Here is a 20,193-nt window from a genome sequence, read left to right as displayed (position 1 = left end):
TCCTCAGCCCGGTTGCGGGCGGGCGGGCTGGTCGAGCAACGCGGCCGCCCGCACGCCCGCCTGGAACCGGCTGACCGCGTTCAGGTTCTGCAACAGGGACGCGATGTGGCGGCGGCACGTCCGCACGGACATCCCCAGGTGCCGCGCCACGCCGTCGTCGGTGAGGCCCCGGGCCATCAGCCGGGCGATGGACCGGTGCAGGTCGTCGACGGCGTCGGCGTAACCCGGCGCGGCGGCGCTGAACGGCGTCGCGTCGTCCCAGTGCTGGTTGAACGTGTCGACGACGAACCGCACGACGTCCCGGTCGCGCACCCGCCGCGCGGTCGGGTGCCCGCCGGGCGCCGCCGGGAAGTCGAGGAGAATGGCCAGGGATTCGTCGAAGACCACCGCCGCGCGCGGTAACCTGCTGCGCGTCCGGATCTGCGCGCCGGCGTCGAGGAGTTGCGAAACTTTTGCGCGGGAAGCGAACCTCGCGCGGCTTTGGTGGGGGCAGATGAGGCGGATCGCGACACCCCGGTCGAGCACCCGGTAACACGTTTCCAGCAACTCGTCCACCAACTCTTCGCCATGCCGACCGGGGTGCAGCACGACCAGTTCCCGGCGGCAGTCCCGACCGGCCGAACCGAGCACGCCGCGGATCTCCGCTACTCCACTCACGCCGTCTATTACGCCGATGTGCTCATCGTCGCGGCGCGTCGATCCCGCAATCCCCGCGATGCGTTCCCGGAACCGGTCGGCCAGCTCCTGCCACTGGTAGATTGCCCGCTCGATGGGGGAGACCAGGGCCGTTGCCGCGAGTTGCGGCACGGTCGGCAGGAGGTGGTCGCGGGTGGCGGGATCGGTGCGGAGCAGATGAAGTTCGACCAGCCGGGCGACCGCGACGTGGATTTCCGATATGGGAACGCCGAGTTCCGCGGCCGCGACTTCGAGCGATCTTATGGCTTTCCGGCGAATGGCGTAGTCGTACAGCCGGGCTTCCAGGCGGTCGCTGTTCGGACCGGTCGAGCCACTCTGCTCGACGTGGTTATCGATCATGCCGTCACTATTGGCTCCGGCGCGCCCGATGTACAGGCCGCGGTGTTGCCTGTTCGTCGGCAACACCGCGGTTCCACCGCCGTGGCAGAATCGGACGGGCAATGAGTGCGGGATTCGGCGGCACGGGCCGCGCGGAAACGTTCGGCCGATTGCTCAGGGCGCACCGCCACCGGTTGGGCCTGTCCCTGGCGCAACTGGCCGCCCTGGTCCACTACGACCGCGGGCACATCAGCAAGATCGAGACCGACAAGCGGCCGCCGTCACTGCGCTTCGCCCAGGCCTGCGACCGGGTCTTCGACACCGGCGCCACGTTCGTCTCGATCGCGGCGGCCCTGGAGCCCTCCGCCCGGCGCCGGCCCGGCTGGGCGCGGCCCGCCCAGTTGCCCTTGGCGCGGCGGGACTTCGTCGGGCGCGAGCGCCTGCTGGCCGACCTGGACGACGCGCTCCTGGGCGGCGAGCGGTCCCTGGCCGTGCCGGTGGTGGTCGTCGAGGGTCCGTCGGGTGTCGGGAAGACCGAACTGGCCGTGCAGTGGGCGCGGCGCAGCGTGGCCCGCGGGCACTTCACCGACGGGCAGCTGTACGTGGACCTGGGCGGGGCGGACGCCGAACTGCCGCCCGCCGACCTGCTGGCCGACGTGCTGATCGCGCTGGGGGTGCCCCGGCCCGGCGTCCCGACCGGCGTGGACCAGCGGGCCGCCGCGTTCCGCTCGCTCCTGCACGACCGGAAGGTGTTGCTGGTGCTGGACGACGCGGCCCACGCGCGGCAGGTCCACCCGTTCCTGCCCGGTTCGCCGGGCTGCGCGGTGCTGGTCACCAGCCGGGTCCGGCTGCCCGGCCTGGCCTCCCGCCTGGGCGCGGTGACCCTCACCGTGCCGGACCTGACCCCCGCCGAAGCCGTGCGCCTGGTCCGCTCGATCATCGGCGACCGGTGCACCGACGTCGACCCGGAGGCCATCGCGGAGCTGTGCGGCTACCAGCCGTTGGCGCTGGTGCTGGCGGCCGAGCACGTCGTCACCCACGGGCCGGGCAGCACCCTGCCCGCCGACCTCGGCTCGCCGGGCCGGCGGCGGTCGGGCTGAGCCCGGCACCCCTAACTGCCGAACCGGCCGTGTGGACCGGCCGTATCCCGCAGTGCGAGCCGCTGAAGATCTTTCGGCTTTGCGGCTTTCGGCTTTTCGGTCGGGCGTCGGGGTTCCCGACGCGTCCACAACCCATCGTGAGGTTCCAGATGTCGCGAGCGCACTCAGTCCCCCAGCGCCGGAAACGCGTCATGGTCGTCGGTTTGGTCGGCGCGGGCGCGTTGAGCACCGCGATGGCCGTAGCGGCCCTTGCGGCCGGCTCAGGCGACTCCGCGCCGGCCCAGGCGATCCTGTGCCCCAGTCCGGTGAGCGCGGTCCAGGCCCTGACCATCCCCGACTCCGCCCGCGCCGAGGTCGACCGCGAGCTGGCCAACCTCGACAAGCAGATCGCCGAGGCCAACGAGCGGCTGAAGAACTCGGTGGGCCAGGGCGGCCCGAACTTCGTCCAGAACGCGATCCTCGGACCGTTGAAGAGCAAGCGGGTCGCGGCACTGGACCGCATCGCAATCGCCATCGGCCGCAAGGGCGTCGCACCGCAGGGCCTGGACCGGTTCGCGACCTGCTCGCTCGGGCAGCCCGGCGATCAAGCCCCCGGTCCGGCCCCCATCACCAGCGCCCCCGCCACGAGTGCCGCGGCCGGGCAGCCGCAAGGGCCGCAGCCGGTCGGGCGGATCGCCTGCCCGGACCCGGTGATCCCGGTCGCCGTCCCGGCGGCGGCGCGCGCCGAGGTCGACCGGGAACTGTCCAACTTGGACAAGCAGATCGCCGAGGCCAACGAGCGGCTGAAGAACTCGGTGGGCCAGGGCGGCCCGAACTTCGTCCAGAACGCGATCCTCGGACCGCTCAAGAGCAAGCGCGAGGCGGCGCTGAACCGGATCGAGACGGCCATCGGCCGGGTCGCGGCCAAACCGGAGGGACTGGAGCGGTTCGCCACCTGCTCGGTCAACTGACCGGACCGCCGGAAGCGGGAGCCCGGCACGGGGCGTTCTCCTGGTCCGACCACACCCGATCTGGTGTGATCAGCCCATGCGCGCGAGCTTCCGAGAGCGCCCGCCGTGGCTGGTGCGGATCGACCACGCGGGCGAGCCGGTCGGCGCCGGCGTGCTGGTCGCCCCCACCTGGTGCTGACCTGCACCCACGTGCTGCCCGCGGGCGACGTCCGGGTCACGGTGGTGCACCTCGGTGCCACCACCACGGCCGCGGTGGAGCTGTCCGTGCCGGTCGTCGAGGACGGGAGTGGTGACCTGACCGTGCTCCGGCTCGCCGAACCGGTCCCGCGGGCGGTCGTCGCGCCGCCGCGGTCGCCGATCGCGTTGAGCGACCACGACTTCGTCGTCCACGGCTTCACGCGCGGTTTCCTGGCCGAGGCGCGCGGCAGGCTCGGCGGCCGGGTCGGGCCGGGCTGGGTGCAGATGGACGACGTCCGCGGCTTCGGGCACGTCGTGGACCGCGGCTTCTCCGGCGCGCCGGTGTGGGACGACACCATCGGCGCCGTGGTCGGCATCGTCGTCGCGGCGCAGAAGTCGGCGCGCGCCGGCTACCTCATCCCGGTCGCCGAGATCGTCGGGATGTGGCCCGCCGCGAAGGAGTTCACCGGTTGGCGCCTCGACCTGGACGAGGCCGCGGGCACCGCGGCGCTGAGCATCGCGACCCTGCTGCACCGACTGGCCGCGGGCCCCGGCCGCCGCGTCGTCGTCGGCACCCCGGTCGGGGCGCGCGGGTCGGCGACCAACGTGCCGCTCAACCGGCTCGGCAACCTGAGTCTTTCCCGAGGACCATGCGGTTCATCCCGCGCCAGGACGGGCGTCTGCTGCTGGTCAGCGTGTCGACCGGCTTGCGTCTGAGCTACTCGTGCTGGTCACCCCACGCACGGGCGTAGCGGTTGGCGTCGGGCCGCTGCGGGTCGCGGCTGCGGTAAACGACATACGGCCGCACGAAGTAGCCGACAGGCGCGCTGAACACGTGCACCAGCCGGGTATAAGGCCAAATCCCCAACAACACCAACACGACCACGTTGTGCACCTGGAAGCTCAACGGCACGTCCGCCATCAACTCCGGCCGCGCCGAGAACAGGAACAACCCCCGGAACCACTCCGACACCGTCGACCGGTAGTCGTACCCACCACCGATCAGGTTCTCGCCCACGGTGTTGACCATCCCCGTGACGATCGCGGCCCCGAGCAACGCGTACATGACCTTGTCCCCGCGCGTGGTCGCCTTGCGCACCGCGGGCACCGTGAAACGGCGGTACAGCAGGATCGCCAAGCCGGCCACGGTCGCCGTGCCCGCCAAAGTCCCCGCCGACACGGAAACGAAGTGGTACATGCCCTCGGTGATCCCGAAGAACTCCGTCCAGCTCTTCGGCACCATCAACCCCAGGACATGCCCGCCGATCACGGCCAACAGTCCGAAGTGGAACAGCGGACTGCCCAGGCGCAGCAACCTGCTCTCGTGCATCTGCGAGGACCGGGTGGTCCAGCCGAACTGGTCGTGCCGGTACCGCCACACGTGCCCGACCAGGAACGAGGTCAGCGCGATGTACGGCAGCGCCAGCCACAGCAACGTGCTCATCGTCGTCCTCCCGATTCCGCGTGCAGCGCGGGGTCCATCGCGAACGGCTCCAGGCCCACGTCCTCCTCGGGCGGCCCCTCCGCGGCCAGTGCGGCGACCTTGCGCCGGTCGGCGGAGTTCAGCGCGGGCAGCGTGGCGCACACCGCGTCCAGCACGGCCAGGTACGGCGACCCGCTGTCGGCCAACGACAACCTGATCAGCTCCAGCACCGGGCGGTGCTCCACCAGCAGCCGCCGCCCACCCTGAAAGTCCACGGTCGCGGCGAACTCCAGCACGACCGCCAGGTGGTCGGGCAGTTCGTGCTCGCCCAACTCGACCCCGGCCACGCGGTACGCGTGCTTGAACCGCAGCAACGCCATGCCGCGCTTCCTGGTGTCGCCGTAGGCGTAGTACGACAGGTGCAGGCAGTTGCGCCGGCGCATGTCGAACGTCTCCACGTAGTGCTGCGTGAGCGTGCCACCACCAACCGAAAGGGCATGGTCGATGAAGGACACGAGAGCAGGAGACGGGAGGGACGCCGCCGCCGTGCGGAGATCGGGCAGCATCGCCATCACCGCCTCGGTCGGGTAGTCGATCAGGAGCGCGGCGATCCGCCACACCAGCCGGGTGTCCCGCTCGGACGAGTCGGCGACCGAGTTCCGCGCGGCCTTCACCCGATCGCCTCGGGCTCGTGCGCGGCGCCCTTAACCGCGGCGCCCTTGACCGCGGCGCCGTTGCCGTCGGTCGGGAACATGCCCTCGGTGCTGACCCCGTCCCAGTCCAGCAGGTTGATCCGCCGGCTCTTGTCGGCCGGGGCCGCGCCGTTGGTGTCGACGAGCTGGAACTTCTCGGCCATCACGTCGAACGCGGTCATGCCGGGACCGCCGTCGCCGTCCAGGCTGCACCCGGTGGCAATGGCCTCCAGCCGGTGCGCGTCAGAGGTCGCCCCGCCGGGGATCACGTACCGGTCCTCGTACTTCGCGATGGCCAGCAGCCGGTACATCGACTCGATCTCGCCGGGTGCCAAGCGAACCGACGCGGCGATCGAGTCGTCCACGTCCTCGCCGAGGTTGACCTTGCGCATGTGCGCGCGCATCGCGGCCAGCCGCTGCAACGAGGCCCGGACCGGTCCCACGTCACCGGCGGTGAACAGCTCCGCCAGGTACTCCACCGGGATGCGCAACGCGTCGATGGCGCCGAACAGGTTGCCCACCGCCTCGCCGTCGTGGCCGGTCTGGCTCAGCACGTCGACCACGGGCGACAGCGGCGGCACGTACCAGACCATGGGCATCGTGCGGTACTCCGGGTGCAGCGGCAGCGCGAGCTGGTAGTCCACGATCAGCCGGTACACCGGCGAGTTCTGCGCGGCCTCGATCCACTCGCCGGAGATGCCCGCCCGCTCGGCCTCGGCGACCACGCGCGGGTCGTGCGGGTTGAGGAACACGCCCAGCTGCGCGGGGTAGAGGTCCTTCTCGTCACGGACCGACGCGGCCTCGCCGACCTTGTCCGCGTCGTAGAGCAGCACGCCGATGTAGCGCAGCCGGCCGACGCACGTCTCCGAGCACACCGTGGGGATGCCCACCTCGACCCGCGGGTAGCAGAACGTGCACTTCTCCGCCTTGCCCGTCTTGTGGTTGAAGTAGATCTTCTTGTACGGGCAGCCCGTCACGCACTGCCGCCAGCCGCGGCACTTGTCCTGGTCCACCAGCACGATGCCGTCCTCGGCGCGTTTGTAGATCGCGCCCGAGGGGCAGGACGCCGCGCACGACGGGTTCAGGCAGTGCTCGCAGATGCGCGGCAGGTAGAACATGAAGGTCTGCTCGAACTCCAGCTTGACCTGCTCGGAGAGCTTGCCCAGCAACGGGTCCTTGCCGATCTGCTCCGGACCGCCGCCCAGGTCGTCGTCCCAGTTGGCGCCCCACGTGACCTTGGTGTCCTCGCCGGTGATCGACGACTTCGGCTTGGCGGTGGGGGTGGTGTCCGAGGGCGGTGCGGACAGCAGGTTCTGGTAGTCGTAGGTCCACGGCTCGTAGTAGTCGGCGACCGCGGGCAGGTCCGGGTTGGCGAAGATGTTCAGCAGCCGCCGCAACCGCGAGCCGCTGCGCAGGGTCAGCTTGCCGCGCTTGGTCAGCGCCCAGCCGCCCTTCCACTTCTCCTGGTCCTGGTACTGGCGCGGGTAGCCCTGGCCGGGTCGGGTCTCGACGTTGTTGAACCACGCGTACTCCACGCCGCCGCGGTTGGTCCACGCCTGCTTGCAGGTGACGCTGCACGTGTGGCAGCCGATGCACTTGTCCAGGTTCATCACCATGGCGAGCTGGGCCATCACGCGCATCAGTACTGCACCTCCTGGCTACGGCGGCGGATGGTCGTGACCTCGTCCCGCTGGTTGCCCGTGGGACCGTGGTAGTTGAGCGCGAAGGACTGCTGGGCGTAGCCGCCGATCAGGTGCGACGGCTTGATCATCAACCGGGTCAGCGCGTTGTGGATGCCGCCGCGCTTGCCGGTCGCCTCGGTGCGCGGCACGCCGACGGCCTTGTCCTGCGCGTGGTACATGAACACCGTGCCCTCGGGCATCCGGTGCGAGACGATCGCGCGGGCCACCACGATCCCGTTGCGGTTGACCGCCTCGATCCAGTCGTTGTCCTGCACCCCGATCTTCGCGGCGTCCCGGTCGGACATCCAGATCGCCTGACCGCCTCGCGACAGCGTGAGCATGTGCAGGTTGTCCTGGTACGCCGAGTGGATCGACCACTTCGAGTGCGGGGTCAGGTACCGCACGGTCACCCCGCCCTCCAACGCGCCCACGGCGGGCTCGTTGAACAACGCGGTCATGTCCAGCGGTGGTCGGAACACCGGAAGCTGCTCGCCCAGCTCGAACATCCAGTCGTGGTCGAGGAAGAAGTGCTGGCGGCCGGTGAGCGTGTGCCACGGCTTGAGCCGCTCGGTGTTGATGGTGAACGGGGAGTACCGCCGGCCGCCGGTCTCGCTGCCCGACCACTCCGGCGAGGTGATCACCGGCACCGGCCGGGCCTGCGTGTCGGGGAACGTGATCCGCTTGCCCTCGCTCTCCGCGGCCAGGTCGGCCAGCCGGGTGCCGGTGCGCCGTTCCAGGGCGCGGAACCCCTCGGTGGCCAGGCGGCCGTTGGTCGTGCCGGACAGCGCCAGGATCGCCTCGGCGGCGTGGGTGTCCTTGGCCAGCGACGGGCGGCCGGCCGCGACACCGGACGCGATGGTCCCGTTGGCGCCCTTGAGGTATTCCACTTCCTCGTCCGGGTGCACGGTGACGCCCTTGGTGGTCAGGCCCACCTTCTCCACCAGCGGCCCGAGCGCGGCCATCTTGTCGCCGATCGCCGGGTAGTCGCGTTCCACGACGACCAGGCGCGGCATGGTCTTGCCGGGGATCGGCTCGCACTCGCCGTTCTTCCAGTCCAGCACCCGCCCGCCCGGCTGGGCGGTGGCGTCCACGGTGTCGTGTGTGAGCGCGACCGCGACGATGTCCTTGCGCTTGCCCAAGTGCTTCTCGGCCAGCCACGAGAACCCGCGGGCGATGCGGTGGAACGCCTCGAAGTCCGTCTTGGTCTCCCACGGCGGCGAGATCGCGGGCGAGAAGGCGTGCACGTACGGGTGCATGTCGGTGGAGGACAGGTCGTGCTTCTCGTACCAGGTCGCCGCGGGCAGGACGACGTCGGAGAACAGCGTGGTCGACGTCATCCGGAAGTCCAGCGACAGCAACAGGTCCAGCTTGCCGACCGGCGCCTCCTCGCGCCACGTCACCTCCTGCGGGCGGACCCCGTCCGCGTCGCGGGCGCGCAGGTTGGTGTCGGTGCCCAGCAGGTGCTTGAGGAAGTACTCGTTGCCCTTGGCCGACGAGCCGAGCAGGTTGGCCCGCCACACGGTGAGCACGCGCGGGAAGTTCTCCGGGGCGTCCGGGTCCTCGCAGGCGAACCGCAGGTGCCCGGACTTCAGGCCGTCCACCACGTGGTCCGCGGCGGGTTTGCCCAGCCGCTCCGCCTCGTCGACCAGGTCCAGCGGGTTGCGGTTGAACGTCGGGTAGCTCGGCATCCAGCCCAGCCGCGACGCCAGCGCGATGTTGTCGGCCGCGGTGCGCCCGGCGAAGCGCCCGGTGGCCAGCGGCGAGGACATCACCTCGGCGGTGAACGGGTCGTAGCGCCACTGGTCGGTGGCCAGGTACCAGAAGATCGTGCCCTGCATCTGCCGGGGCGGGCGCTGCCAGTCCAGGCCGAACGCCAGCGTGGACCACCCGGTGATCGGGCGGCACTTCTCCTGGCCCACGTAGTGCGCCCAGCCGCCGCCGTTGACGCCCTGGCAGCCGGTGAGCATGGTGAGCGCCAGGAACGAGCGGTAGATCTGGTCGGAGTGGAACCAGTGGTTGGTGCCCGCGCCCATGAGGATCATGGACCGGCCCTTGGAGCGCTCGGCGTTGTCGGCGAACTCCCGGCCGATCTTCTCCGCCGCGCCGGCGGGCACCCCGGTGATCGCCTCCTGCCACGCGGGCGTGTAGGGCTGGGAGGCGTCGTCGTAGCCGGTGGGCCACTCGCCGGGCAGGTCGCCGCGGCGCACGCCGTACTGGGCCAGCAGCAGGTCGAACACCGTGGTCACCCGCCGGCCGGCGATGACCCGCGTCGGCACGCCCCGGCGCAGCACGCCCGCTTCGGCGGTGTCGAACCGGGGCAGCGCGACGGTGACCGGGTCGTCGCCGCCCACCGACAGCAGCGGGTCGACGTCGCCGAGGTCGAGGTTCCAGGAGCCCTGCCCGGAGTCGGTGAACCGGTGCCCGAGCGACCCCGGCGGCACCACCGGCGTGCCGTCCGCGTCGAGCAGGACCGTCTTGGACTCCGCGCCCTCGCCGGTGTCGCCGAGGTCCGCGGCGGTGAGGAACTTGCCCGGCACGAAGCCGACCTCGGTCTCGGTCAGGGTGACCAGGAAGGGAAGGTCGGTGTAGCGCTTGACGTAGTCGGTGAAGTACGGGGTGGTCTTCTCGACGAAGAACTCCCGCAGGATCACGTGCCCCATCGCCATCGCCAGCGCCGCGTCGGTGCCCGGGCGGGCGGGCAGCCACTCGTCGGCGAACTTGGTGTTGTCGGCGTAGTCCGGGGACACCACGACGACCTTCTGGCCCCGGTAACGCGCCTCCGTCATGTAGTGCGCGTCGGGGGTGCGGGTGACCGGGACGTTGGAGCCCCACATGATCAGGTAGCCGGCGTCGAACCAGTCCGCGGACTCGGGCACGTCGGTCTGGTCGCCGAACACCTGCGGGCTGGCCACCGGGAGGTCGGCGTACCAGTCGTAGAAGCTCAGCATCGACCCGCCGATCAGCGACACGAACCGCGCCCCGGCCGCGTGGCTGACCATCGACATCGCCGGGATGGGGGAGAAGCCCGCGACCCGGTCCGGCCCGTAGCGCTTGATCGTGTGCACGTGGGAGGCGGCGACCATCTCCGCCGCCTCCCACCACTCGGCGCGCACGAAGCCGCCCATGCCGCGCGCGGCCTTGTACCGGCGGGACTTCTCCGGGTCCTCGACGACGTCGGCCCACGCGAGCACCGGGTCCTTCAGCCGTTCCTTGGCCTCCCGGTAGTACTCCAGCAGGACACCGCGCACGTACGGGTAGCGCACCCGAGCGGGGGAGTAGGTGTACCAGGAGAACGACGCGCCACGCGGGCAGCCCCGGGGCTCGTACTCCGGCTTGTCCGGCCCGATCGACGGGTAGTCGGTCTGCTGCGACTCCCAGGTGATCACGCCGTCCTTGACGTAGACCTTCCAGGAGCACGAACCGGTGCAGTTCACGCCGTGGGTGGACCGCACCACCTTGTCGTAGGCCCACCGGTCCCGGTAGAACACGTCGGCGCCGCGTCCCCCGATCTGGTGCAGCGTGCGCCCGTCCGCGGAGGTCTCGCCGCGCTGGAAGTGCCTGGCGAGGCGCAGCAGCGAGTCGCCGACCCCGGAATCGGCGTCGGAATCGCGCGCCGTGCCGTCCGGACGAACGCCGCTCGCGGGGGATTTCGACACGGCGATCACCTCCGAGAGAATAGTGAATCGCTCAATCGACAGCCGTCGTCAATGACCCTGCGGGCTCACCCTAGGGCGGTGTGGTGGCCGTTACAAGAATCGACCCGAATTCGCACTTTATCGCGCCGAACCCCGTGCGTGGACCGTAACCCCACGTTTACAGCCCCCCCATTGCGCCCGCCCGCCCCTTGATCGACCCACCTCGCTCCACCTGGTACAACGCCCGCCGTCACGCCACAGCCTCTGGGGCCGGCTGGACGGGTTCACATCCATCTTTAACATCCGGGTCACATCACGGGGTTCGTGTTACCGACGGGTCGGCACGGCCACCGGGTATTTCCGCCCGTCGAATTCTTCGGCGGCGAGCGACCAGTCGTAATCCCGGGGAGAGGTCCACAGCGCGGGAGTGCCGAACGCGCCGTCGTGATCGACCCGAACCGCGAGCACCGGATGGCTGTCGGCCAGGCGCATCGGGACCAGCAGCATCCCGTCCGCGGAGAGCTGGTCCAGCCACGCCGGCGACACCCGGTCGACGGGGAAGGTGACGACCACCCGGTCGAACGGCGCCTGACTGGGGACACCGGCGTCGACGTCGCCGCACGCCACCGTCACGTCGGTCCGCCCCAGCCGCCGCATCGCCTGCTGGACGTCGTGCACCACGTCCAGTCGGGGGTCCAGCGAGAACACGCGGGTCCCGGTGATGGTCGCGATGAGCGCGGCCGTGTACCCGTTGCCCGACCCGATCTCCAGCACCCGGTGCCCGGGCAGGAGTTCCAACGCCTCCACCATCCGCGCCACCACACTGGGCCGCGCCGCCGAGCACAGGTCCGCGACCCCCGCCCCCGGCCGCCGGACGGGCAGTGGAACGTCCTGGTAGACAACGTCCAACACCGCGTCGGAGGCCCCACCCGGCAGGACGTCGACGCGCTCACCCGGCGCCGGGTAGAAGTGCGTCACGCACAGGTCCCGCCTGACCGACCGGAAGGCCCGCTCGACGACGTCCGTCCGGATCGCGCCGAGCCCCCGCAACGCCCTCGCGTACCCGGCCAAGCGCTCCGCCATCTCCACGACAGCCTCCTCCACCCCCGGCGCAGGCGCGCCCCGATGCGCGCGAAGTCGCCGGTACCGCACGGACTTCCCAGCTTGCCCTGTCCCGCAAGGGGAACACCGCGTCCCGAGGAAGGCACGAACTCCTCCGATCGCCGCAGCCGGCCGCGGTTCGACCAGGTAGCGCCTGGTGATCGAAGTCCTCAATGGAATCATCGGGCCCATGCGGGTGCTGCTGGTTGAGGACGACGAGCCCATCGCCGAATCGCTGATGCGCGGGCTGGGGCGGTACGGGTTCGACGTCGAGTGGGTGCGCACGGGGGCCGAGGCGCTGGCGGTCGAGGTCGCGGACGTGGTGCTGGTCGACCTGGGGCTGCCCGACATGGACGGGCTCGACGTGTGCCGCGACCTGCGCGCGCGGTCGGACGTGCCGATCATCGTGATCAGCGCGCGGGCCGACGAGGTCGACCGGGTCGTCGGGCTGGAGATCGGCGCGGACGACTACGTGACCAAGCCGTTCGGCGTGCGGGAGGTCATCGCGCGGATGCGGGCGGTGCTGCGGCGGGTCCGGCCGGCGGTGGCGCAGCCGGAGCCGGTCCGGTCGGACCGGCTGGCCCTGGACCGGCGGGCGCGGCGGGTGTTCGTGGACGGCGTCGAGATCTCCCTGACGCCCAAGGAGTACGACCTGCTCGCCTTCCTCGCCGAGGCGCCCGGCGCGGCGTTCACCCGCGAGCAGATCATGGAGGCGGTGTGGGACGCGAACTGGTTCGGGCCCACCAAGACGCTGGACGTGCACGTCGGCGCGCTGCGCCGCAAGCTCGGTGACGCCGCCGCGGTGGAGACCGTGCGCGGGGTCGGGTTCCGGTTGGTGCTGTCGTGATCCGGCAGCTCGTCGCGAGCTACGTGCTGCTGGTGGCCGTGGCCCTCGCCGCGTTCACGGTGCCGGTCGCCTTCACCCTGACCGGCCAGGTCTACGGCGACGCCGAGAGCGCCGCCCGCCGCGAGGCGCACACCGCCGCGCTGCTGCTGGCCACCGACGACGCCCCGTCGCGGCAGGCGCTGGCCCGGCTCGCCGAGGCGTACCAGGAGGAGACGCCGGGCCGGCTGGACGTGCTGTCGGCGGGGCGCACCGCGGTCGCGCCGCTGCCGCCGCCCGCCGACCCGGACGACCCGGCGTTCGCCGAAGCCCTGGCCGGGCGGGAGTTCCTGCGCTGGGACCACGTGTCCGCCCTCGGCGCGGACGGGCTGGTGCTGGCGGTGCCCGCCGAGTCGGCGGACGGCCGGGTGGTCGGCGCGGTGCGGATCGCCTACCCGTCGGCGCCGATCACGCAGCGGCTGTGGCAGATCTGGGGTTTCCGGGCCGGGCTGGCGGTCGCGGTGCTGGTGGTGGCGGCGCTGCTGGGCGTGTGGCTGGCGCGGCGGCTGACGCGTCCGCTGCGGGAGCTGAACCGCATGGCGAGCCGGTTGCGCGACGGCGACCTGACCGCGCGGGCGGAGGAGACCGGGCCGCCGGAGACCCGCACCCTGGCGGGCACGCTCAACACGGCGACGGAGACGATCGGCACCCTGCTCGGCTCGCAGCGCGCGTTCATCGGCGACGCGTCGCACCAGTTGCGCACGCCGCTGACCGCGTTGCGGCTGTCGCTGGACAACGTCGCCGACAGCGTGGACGACCCGTACGTGCGCGAGGACGTCGACCACGCCACCGCCGAGGTGGTGCGGATGAGCAGGCTGGTCAACGGGCTGCTGACGCTGGCGCGGGCCGAGTCGGCGGTGGCGGCGGCCGAGCCGGTGAAGGTGGCCGACGTGGTGTCGGACCGGTTCGGCGCGTGGCGGGCCGCCGCCGACGAGCGGGGCGTGGCGCTGCGGCACGAGGCGGCGGACCCGTCGTTGCGGGTGCTGGCCGGTCCGGGGCACCTGGAGCAGGTGCTGGACAACGTGCTGTCCAACGCGGTGGAGGTGTCGCCGGACGACGGCGTGATCGTCGTGCGGACGTTCCGCGAGGGGGACAAGGGGGTGGTCGAGGTGGTCGACCAGGGGCCGGGGATGTCGCCGGCGGACCAGTCGCGCGCGTTCGACCGGTTCTGGCGCGGTCCCGGGCTGACCGGCCGGTCCGGGACCGGGCTGGGGCTGGCGATCGTGAAGCAGCTGGTGTCGGACGACGGCGGGTCCGTGGGCCTGGACACGGCCGAGACCGGCGGGCTGCTGGTGCGCGTGGTGCTGCGGGCGTGCCCGTAGCCCCCGGATCGGGGCCACGGGCACGGCCGGGTCAGTTCTTCTCGGGCATCGCGGACGAGTGGTGGTGCTTGATCAGCCACTTGCCGTTGGTCCGCTCGTAGACGAACGTGTAGCGGGCGTCGACCGGGCCCGAGGCCGTGGTGAACCGGTAGGTGCCGGCGTCCAGGGCGGTGTCCGGGCCCAGGACCGAGACGCGCGAGTCGAGGATCTGCCCCTGCGGCTTGCCCTTGAGGAAGTGCTCGAAGTAGTCGGCGATCTCCGCGTGGCCGGCGCGCACCTTGTTCGACACGGTCGGCAGCAGGACCGCGTCGGTCGTGTAGCGGTCGGCGACCTTGGCCGGGTCGAGCGTCGCGAGGGCCCGGTTCCACTCGTCGAACAGCGCCTGCACCTCCTGGGTGGTGGGCCGGGCCGCCTGCGCGCCGCCCGCCGCCGTGCTGCTGCCGGTCGCCGCCGTGCCGCCGCCCGCCGCGGCGGTCCCGCTGCCGCACCCCGCGAGCGCGGCCACCGCGATGACCGCGCCGGCCGCCGCCGTGACCCGGACACGCAACCTGTTGCTCATCGTCAAACTCCTTGGTCCTGTTCGGGTGACACCCTCCACTTTGGAGGTACGTCAGCCAGGAACAGGCCAGGAAAGTGACAGCAGAGAGTAAGGAGTTGTCCAAGATCGCCGGGGCCGGCTGTTGCGGTCCGACACACCGCCGCCCTTGTGCGACCCGCGCCGGAATCCGGATGCCGCCCTGGTGCGGCCCGCGCCGGAATCCGGGTGCCGTCGTGGTGTGACCCACACCGGAACCCGGGTGCCGTCGTGGTGTGACCGACGCCGGAATCCGGGTGTCTCCGACTCCGGGCTCGGCTACCGTGGTGGACGTGATGCAGCAACTGCTGTTCCTCTGAGGGACGACGCCTCCACCGGTGCCGCGGACCGCGGTGCCGGACTCGTCCTTTCCGCGCATCACCTCTTGTCGGAGGCATTCCCCTCATGTCGTCCCAACCTCGGCTCGCCCCCGCGCGGGCCGCGCACGTGCGCCTGTCCGGCGTCCACGTCTCCTTCGGCGGGCGGCCCGTGCTCGCCGGGGTCGACCTCGTCGCCGCCGCCGGTGACCGGGTCGCCGTCGTCGGCGAGAACGGTCGCGGCAAGACCACCCTGCTCCGGGTGCTCGCCGGCGACCTGCCCGTCGACCGCGGCGAAGCGCACCGCTCGGGCTCGCTCGGCGTCGCCGACCAGCAGATCCCGCTCGGCCCCGACGACACCGTCGGCGCCCTGATCGACCTCGAACTGACCGCCGTGCGCCGTGCGCTGACGCGCCTGGACCGCGCGACCGAGGCGCTCGCCGAAGGCCGTTCCGGCGCGGACGACGCCTACGCCGCCGCACTCGCGGACGCGGAGGCGTTGGACGCGTGGGACGCCGACCGGCGCGTGGAACTCTCGCTGGCCGCGCTCGACGCCGTCGACGACCGCACCCGTCCGCTCGGCACGCTGTCGGTCGGGCAGCGCCACCGCGTGCGGCTGGCCTGCCTGCTCGGCGCCGGGCACCAGGTGCTGCTGCTCGACGAGCCGACCAACCACCTCGACGCGGCGGGCCTCGACCACCTCACCGAACGGCTCCGGGCCCACCCCGGCGTGGTCGTGCTGGTCAGCCACGACCGGGCGCTGCTCGCCGACGTCGCCACCTCGGTGATCGACCTCGACCCGTCCAGCGACGGCAAGCCGCGCGTGTACGGCGGCGGCTACGCCGGCTACGTGGCGGGCCGGCGAGCCGAACGCGCCCGCTGGGAGGCGCTGCACGCCGACCAGGTCGCGCAACGCCGACGACTGGCCGACGACCTGTCCGCGGCCCGGAACCGCCTGCGCGACAACTGGCGTCCCGACAAGGGACACGGCAAGCACACCCGCGCCACCCGTGCCCCCGCGCTCGTCCGGGCCGTGCACCGGCGGCAGGAGGAGCTGGCGGCGCACGTCGTGGACGTCCCGCCGCCCCCGACCCGGTTCGCCATGCCGGACCTGCCCGGGCACGGCGGCGCGACCCTGCTCCGGGCCGACGGCGTCACCGTCGCCGGGCGGCGGGCGCGCCCGGTCGACGTGGCCCTTGACCCCGGGGACCGCCTCGTGGTCACCGGACCCAACGGCGCGGGCAAGTCGACCCTGCTCGCGGTGCTGGCGGGCGACCTGGAGCCGAGCGCAGGCAGCGTCACGCGGGCCCGGGCGGCGCGGATCCGGCGGTTGGCCCAGGAGTCCGACCCACCCGGCCGGCGCACCGCGGCCGACCTCTACGACCTGCGCCTCGCCCGGTCGGGGGTGACCGGGCCGGGCCTGCACGAGCTGGGCCTGATCGACCGGCACGACACCCACCGGCCGGTGGCCGAACTGTCGGTGGGCGCACGGAGACGGCTGGACCTGGCCCTGGTCCTGGCCGACCGCCCGCACGTGCTGCTGCTCGACGAGCCGACCAACCACCTTTCGCCAACGCTCGTCGACGAACTGACCGCGGCACTCGCGTCCACGAAGGCGGCGGTCGTGATCGCCACCCACGACCGGCAACTCCTCCGCCACACCCGTTCGTGGCCGCGACTCGCCCTCTGAGCCGGCTGCCCGGGTCCTGCGAGCGCGGGACCCGGGCAGCCGCGGTTCAGGGTTTGCCCATGGCCCTGCCGATGCCGGGCATCCTGGTCGGAGCGGGTGGCGTTCGGTGGCGGGTGTCCGGCGGGGTGGCCGCGTGGTGGTGGTCGGCGAAGTCCTTGAAGCCCGCGAGGTCGGTGCCGGGGGTGGTCAGGTCGCTCGCGGCGAGGGCCTCCTCGTAGATCCCGTGCGGCTCGACGACCACCCGCACGTCCAGCCTCGTGGTGCCGCCGTCGAGCGGGCGGAAGAACGCCGTACCGATCCGCAGCGGCGCCGCCGGTGCCCGCCAGGCGATGAACTCGTGCGGTCGCTGTCCGGTGATCTCGGCACCGGGTTCGGCGACCCATTCCAGCCACAACCCGTAGGCGACGTCCGCCGACGCGGCCACGTCCACGGAACCCTCGAACGTCCTCATCGCCACACCTCCACTGTCCGCCTCCGGGTACCCGGCCGCCCGGCGGCCGATGCGTTGGTCGAAGTTCTTCGGGGACTTCTCGACCGCCGTGCGCGACAACCGGATGGATTCCAAGGTTTCCGGCGCACATTGGCGCGAGCGTTACCGCGCCGAATGTCCAAGTCCGATGAATCCGTTTTTCGCTGCGCCGGTCGGCGGAGTCTTCTACTCCAATGGCGGCTTGGCAGGTGTCGTGCGGCGACCGGAGGATTTCGGTGGGATTTGTCCGGTTCGGCTCGCTTCCGGGAGGCACTCATGAAGCGTTCGCCCCGTGCGGTTGCCGTGCTCGTCATCGCCCTGGTGACGGCGCTCATCCCCGGTGCGGTGGCGCGGGCGGCGACCGGGGATCTGACGTGCACCGGGAACTTCCAGTTCAACTTCGACCCGCCGTTGACCGCCACCAACACCACGGCGACGGCCGACGTGGGCGGTGGGCTTGTGGATTGCGTGTCGCCCAACGGTCGGTACACGCGCCTGAAGTCGGGTGTGCGGACCGGGGTCGGCACGGTGAGCAGGCCGTTGGGCACGGCGCCGTGCGCGCCGGTCATGACGATCCTCGAAGGCGCGGTGTTGACCTGGAACACGGGGGAGAAGAGCAAGTTCCGGATCACCGTCAACACCGACCCGTCCTCCGGGCGCCTGACGATCAGCGCCTACTTCACCAGTGGCCCGCTGGTGGGCGACACCGCGAACGCCTACCCGATCGTGTTGCACACCAACGCGGACTGCGCGGTGAACGGCCTGACCCAACTCACCTCCGACCTGCTCCAGGTGACCTGGGAGTGACCGGTTCACCGCCGGAGCCGGTGGGCCACGAACGACAGGGAGCCGTTGCACACCAAGTAGATCACCGTGACGACGAGGAACGTCTGCACCAGCAGGTGGTTGTAGGCCGACAGCACCTGCGCGCGGTGCAGCAGTTCGGTGAAGGCCACGACGTAGCCGAGGGAGGTGTCCTTCACCAGGCTCACCAACTGGCTCACCAACGACGGCGTCACGTGCCGGACCGCCTGCGGCAGCACCACGAACCGCATGGTCTGCGCCCGGGTCAACCCCAGCGACAGCGCGGCTTCCGGTTGCCCGCTGGGCAGGCTCAGCACGCCGGCGCGGAAGATCTCCGCGAACGCCGCCGAGTTCGCGACCGTCAACGGCAGCACCAGTTTCCACAGCAGCGGCAGGTTCACCCCGACGCCGGGCAGCGCGAACAGCGTCACGTAGATCATCAGCAGCACCGGCACCGTCCGCGCGACCTCGATGTAGCCGGTGGCGAGCCACCGCACCACCCGAACGCGCGAAAGCCGGCCCAACGCGAGGAACACCCCGGCCACCGCGCTCAGCACGGCCACGTGCGCCGCCGCCTCCAGCGTGCCGAGCAGGCCGACGAGCAGGTACTGCCAGATCGGCCACTGCGCGAACGGCGCCCACCGGGCCGCGTCGAGCTGCCCGTGGGCGGCGAACCGCGCGACCGCGAGCCCCAGCAGCCCGGCGAACACCAGCCCGCTGACCACCGACCAGACGAAGATCCGGCGCCGGGCGCGCGGCCCCGGGGTGTCGTGGAGGAGGGTCATCGCAGGATCGCCACCCGCCGCTCGACCCAGCCGGTGCCCAGACCGATCAGCAGCGCCAGACCCATGTACGTCAGCCCCGCGCCCACGAAGATCGGGATCGGTTGGGCGTGCACGAGGTTGGTCTTGTTGGCCGCCGCGGTGAGTTCGACGATGCCCACCGCCGCGAACAACGACGTGTTCATCACCAACGCGATCATGACGTTGCCGAGCGGTTGCACCACGGCCCGCAGCGCCTGCGGCAGGATCACCGAGCCCAGCGCCTGGCGGAAGGTCAGGCCCAACGCGCGGGCCGCCTCCGCTTGCCCCAGCACGACGGTGTTCACGCCGCTGCGCACGGCCTCGGCGACGTACGCGGCCTCGTAGACCACCAGCACGACCACGGCGGTGGCGGGCAACGGCATCAGCACGCCCGCGTCCGGCAACGCGAACACGAACAGCACCAGCAACGCCAGCAGCGGCACGTTCAGGAACAGCTGCACGTACCCGAACGCCACACCCCGCAGCACCGGCACCGGGCTGACCCGCATGGCCGTCACCACGACGCCCAGCACCAGCGCGCCCGCCGCCGACAGCGCCGCCATCCACAGCGTGGTCAGCAGGCCGTGCAGCAGCGGCGCGAGGTTGTCGAGCAGGGCCGCCATCAGGAGCCGGGCACCGACCCGATGGCCGGTGGGGTCGGTGGGTCGGCGTCCACGACCGTGCCCAGCGAGTTGCGCCACGCGGCGGCCCACTGGCCGTTGTCCTGGATCTTCTTGAGCCAGTCGTTGACGAACTGCTTGAAGTCGGTGTCGCCGTGCTTGAGCCCGATGCCGTAGGGCTCGGTGGTGAACGGGTTGCCGACGACGGTCAGTTGCGGGTTGGCCTTGGCGTTGCTCGCCAGCAGGGTGAGGTCCTGGACGTACGCGTCGCCCCGGCCCTGCAGCAGCGCGGTGACGGCTTGCGGGTCGGTGCCGAAGGAGATCACGGCGGCGGTGGGTTGCCGCTTGGGCACTTCGGTGACCGCCGGGGTGTTCGCGCCCACGATGACCTTCTTGCCGGCGAGGTCGTCGATGCCCTTGATCCCCGTGGTGCCGGTCTTGACGGCCACGGCGAGGCCGGACAGGAAGTAGGGGCCGGCGAAGGTGACTTGCTCGGACCGTTCCGGCGTGATCGTGTAGGTGTTGAACACGACGTCCACCGTGCCGTTGGCGAGCAGGGCCTCGCGGGTCTCGGTGGCCGGGGGGACGATCTCGACCTCGGGCTTGCCGAGGATGTACACGGCGAGCAGCTTGGCCAGGTCGGCGTCGAACCCGGTGACCTCGTCGGGATTGGTCGGGTTCTGCTGGGACAGCAGTGGCGCGTCGAGGGCCTCGGCGACGATCAGCTTGCCCCGCTTCTTGATCCGCTCCATCGTCGAGCCGGGCGGGATCGCGGCTGCGTCCGCGATGGGCGCGCCCGTTAAGAGGTCGGGGCTGGTGGCCGCAGGCGGTACGGCGGACCCGCCTCCGCCGCCGCACCCGGCGAGCGCCGTGGCGAGCAGGCCGCTGACTACAAGCACCGTGCGAAGGTTCATGGTCCCTCCCGCTTGCTGCGTCG

General features: G+C 71.6%; 18 protein-coding genes. 7 read left to right on the top strand and 11 right to left on the bottom strand.

The features are described 5' to 3' along the window. Positions 1–3 precede the first annotated feature (3 nt). The gene (locus RIN75_RS12680; protein WP_309112061.1) at positions 4–1,035 is read right to left on the bottom strand and encodes a LuxR C-terminal-related transcriptional regulator; all 1,032 of its coding nucleotides are present in this window, start codon (positions 1,033–1,035) and stop codon (positions 4–6) included. A gap of 101 nt (positions 1,036–1,136) precedes the next feature. Between RIN75_RS12680 and RIN75_RS12675 the strand changes: the two genes are divergently transcribed. From RIN75_RS12675 to RIN75_RS12665, 3 genes are all read left to right on the top strand, one after another. Then, positions 1,137–2,114, top strand: coding sequence for a helix-turn-helix domain-containing protein (locus tag RIN75_RS12675; RefSeq protein WP_309112060.1), 978 nt, complete (start codon positions 1,137–1,139; stop codon positions 2,112–2,114). A gap of 191 nt (positions 2,115–2,305) precedes the next feature. Continuing rightward, complete coding sequence (locus RIN75_RS12670) at positions 2,306–3,064, top strand: hypothetical protein (protein ID WP_309112059.1); 759 nt, start codon at positions 2,306–2,308, stop codon at positions 3,062–3,064. Positions 3,065–3,235: 171 nt separating this feature from the next. After that, positions 3,236–3,958: a serine protease gene (locus tag RIN75_RS12665; RefSeq protein WP_309112058.1), complete on the top strand. Its 723-nt coding sequence runs from the start codon at positions 3,236–3,238 to the stop codon at positions 3,956–3,958. A gap of 1 nt (position 3,959) precedes the next feature. On the opposite strand, the gene narI is transcribed toward RIN75_RS12665, so the two are convergent. The 5 genes from narI to RIN75_RS12640 form a co-directional block, all read right to left on the bottom strand. Beyond that, positions 3,960–4,685 carry a respiratory nitrate reductase subunit gamma gene (narI, locus tag RIN75_RS12660; protein ID WP_309112057.1) on the bottom strand — a complete coding sequence of 242 codons (726 nt, stop codon included), beginning with the start codon at positions 4,683–4,685 and terminating at the stop codon, positions 3,960–3,962. Beyond that, the gene (gene narJ, locus RIN75_RS12655; RefSeq protein WP_309112056.1) at positions 4,682–5,338 is read right to left on the bottom strand and encodes a nitrate reductase molybdenum cofactor assembly chaperone; all 657 of its coding nucleotides are present in this window, start codon (positions 5,336–5,338) and stop codon (positions 4,682–4,684) included. Before narJ ends, narI begins: the two co-directional genes overlap by 4 nt. Beyond that, positions 5,335–6,996 (bottom strand): nitrate reductase subunit beta, encoded by a 1,662-nt coding sequence (gene narH / locus RIN75_RS12650; protein WP_309112055.1) that lies wholly within the window; start codon positions 6,994–6,996, stop codon positions 5,335–5,337. Before narH ends, narJ begins: the two co-directional genes overlap by 4 nt. Continuing rightward, a complete protein-coding gene (locus tag RIN75_RS12645) occupies positions 6,996–10,613 on the bottom strand; it encodes a nitrate reductase subunit alpha (protein ID WP_309112119.1) in 3,618 nt (1,205 codons plus the stop codon). The genes narH and RIN75_RS12645 overlap by 1 nt, the downstream gene beginning before the upstream one ends. Before the next feature lie 387 nt (positions 10,614–11,000). After that, positions 11,001–11,756, bottom strand: coding sequence for a methyltransferase domain-containing protein (locus RIN75_RS12640; protein ID WP_309112118.1), 756 nt, complete (start codon positions 11,754–11,756; stop codon positions 11,001–11,003). Between the two features lie 208 nt (positions 11,757–11,964). Between RIN75_RS12640 and RIN75_RS12635 the strand changes: the two genes are divergently transcribed. Both RIN75_RS12635 and RIN75_RS12630 read left to right on the top strand, forming a co-directional pair. Then, positions 11,965–12,621, top strand: a complete 657-nt coding sequence (locus tag RIN75_RS12635) for a response regulator transcription factor (RefSeq protein WP_309112054.1) — start codon at positions 11,965–11,967, stop codon at positions 12,619–12,621. Continuing rightward, complete coding sequence (locus RIN75_RS12630; RefSeq protein WP_309112053.1) at positions 12,618–13,979, top strand: HAMP domain-containing sensor histidine kinase; 1,362 nt, start codon at positions 12,618–12,620, stop codon at positions 13,977–13,979. The genes RIN75_RS12635 and RIN75_RS12630 overlap by 4 nt, the downstream gene beginning before the upstream one ends. 31 nt (positions 13,980–14,010) lie before the next feature. On the opposite strand, the gene RIN75_RS12625 is transcribed toward RIN75_RS12630, so the two are convergent. Then, the gene (locus RIN75_RS12625; protein WP_309112052.1) at positions 14,011–14,538 is read right to left on the bottom strand and encodes an SgcJ/EcaC family oxidoreductase; all 528 of its coding nucleotides are present in this window, start codon (positions 14,536–14,538) and stop codon (positions 14,011–14,013) included. Positions 14,539–14,958: 420 nt separating this feature from the next. On the opposite strand from RIN75_RS12625, the gene RIN75_RS12620 reads away from it, so the two are divergent. Beyond that, positions 14,959–16,560: an ATP-binding cassette domain-containing protein gene (locus tag RIN75_RS12620; protein ID WP_309112051.1), complete on the top strand. Its 1,602-nt coding sequence runs from the start codon at positions 14,959–14,961 to the stop codon at positions 16,558–16,560. Between the two features lie 46 nt (positions 16,561–16,606). Here the strand turns inward: RIN75_RS12620 and RIN75_RS12615 are convergent, their stop codons facing one another. Continuing rightward, complete coding sequence (locus tag RIN75_RS12615; protein ID WP_309112050.1) at positions 16,607–17,125, bottom strand: hypothetical protein; 519 nt, start codon at positions 17,123–17,125, stop codon at positions 16,607–16,609. 180 nt (positions 17,126–17,305) lie between these two features. Between RIN75_RS12615 and RIN75_RS12610 the strand changes: the two genes are divergently transcribed. After that, positions 17,306–17,836 (top strand): hypothetical protein, encoded by a 531-nt coding sequence (locus RIN75_RS12610; protein WP_309112049.1) that lies wholly within the window; start codon positions 17,306–17,308, stop codon positions 17,834–17,836. 5 nt (positions 17,837–17,841) lie between these two features. Here the strand turns inward: RIN75_RS12610 and RIN75_RS12605 are convergent, their stop codons facing one another. Genes RIN75_RS12605 through RIN75_RS12595 form a run of 3 tightly spaced genes read right to left on the bottom strand, consistent with a single transcriptional unit; the run spans position 17,842 to position 20,170 of the window. Further along, the gene (locus RIN75_RS12605; protein WP_309112048.1) at positions 17,842–18,618 is read right to left on the bottom strand and encodes an amino acid ABC transporter permease; all 777 of its coding nucleotides are present in this window, start codon (positions 18,616–18,618) and stop codon (positions 17,842–17,844) included. After that, a complete protein-coding gene (locus RIN75_RS12600; protein WP_309112047.1) occupies positions 18,615–19,259 on the bottom strand; it encodes an amino acid ABC transporter permease in 645 nt (214 codons plus the stop codon). The genes RIN75_RS12605 and RIN75_RS12600 overlap by 4 nt, the downstream gene beginning before the upstream one ends. After that, a complete protein-coding gene (locus tag RIN75_RS12595) occupies positions 19,259–20,170 on the bottom strand; it encodes a glutamate ABC transporter substrate-binding protein (protein ID WP_309112046.1) in 912 nt (303 codons plus the stop codon). The genes RIN75_RS12600 and RIN75_RS12595 overlap by 1 nt, the downstream gene beginning before the upstream one ends. Positions 20,171–20,193 lie beyond the last annotated feature (23 nt).

Source organism: Saccharothrix sp. (assembly GCF_031180885.1).
In the GTDB taxonomy this organism is placed as follows: domain Bacteria; phylum Actinomycetota; class Actinomycetes; order Mycobacteriales; family Pseudonocardiaceae; genus Actinosynnema.
The sequence above is the reverse complement of the archived record's forward strand: the minus strand, read 5'-3'. Positions and strand labels throughout refer to the sequence as shown.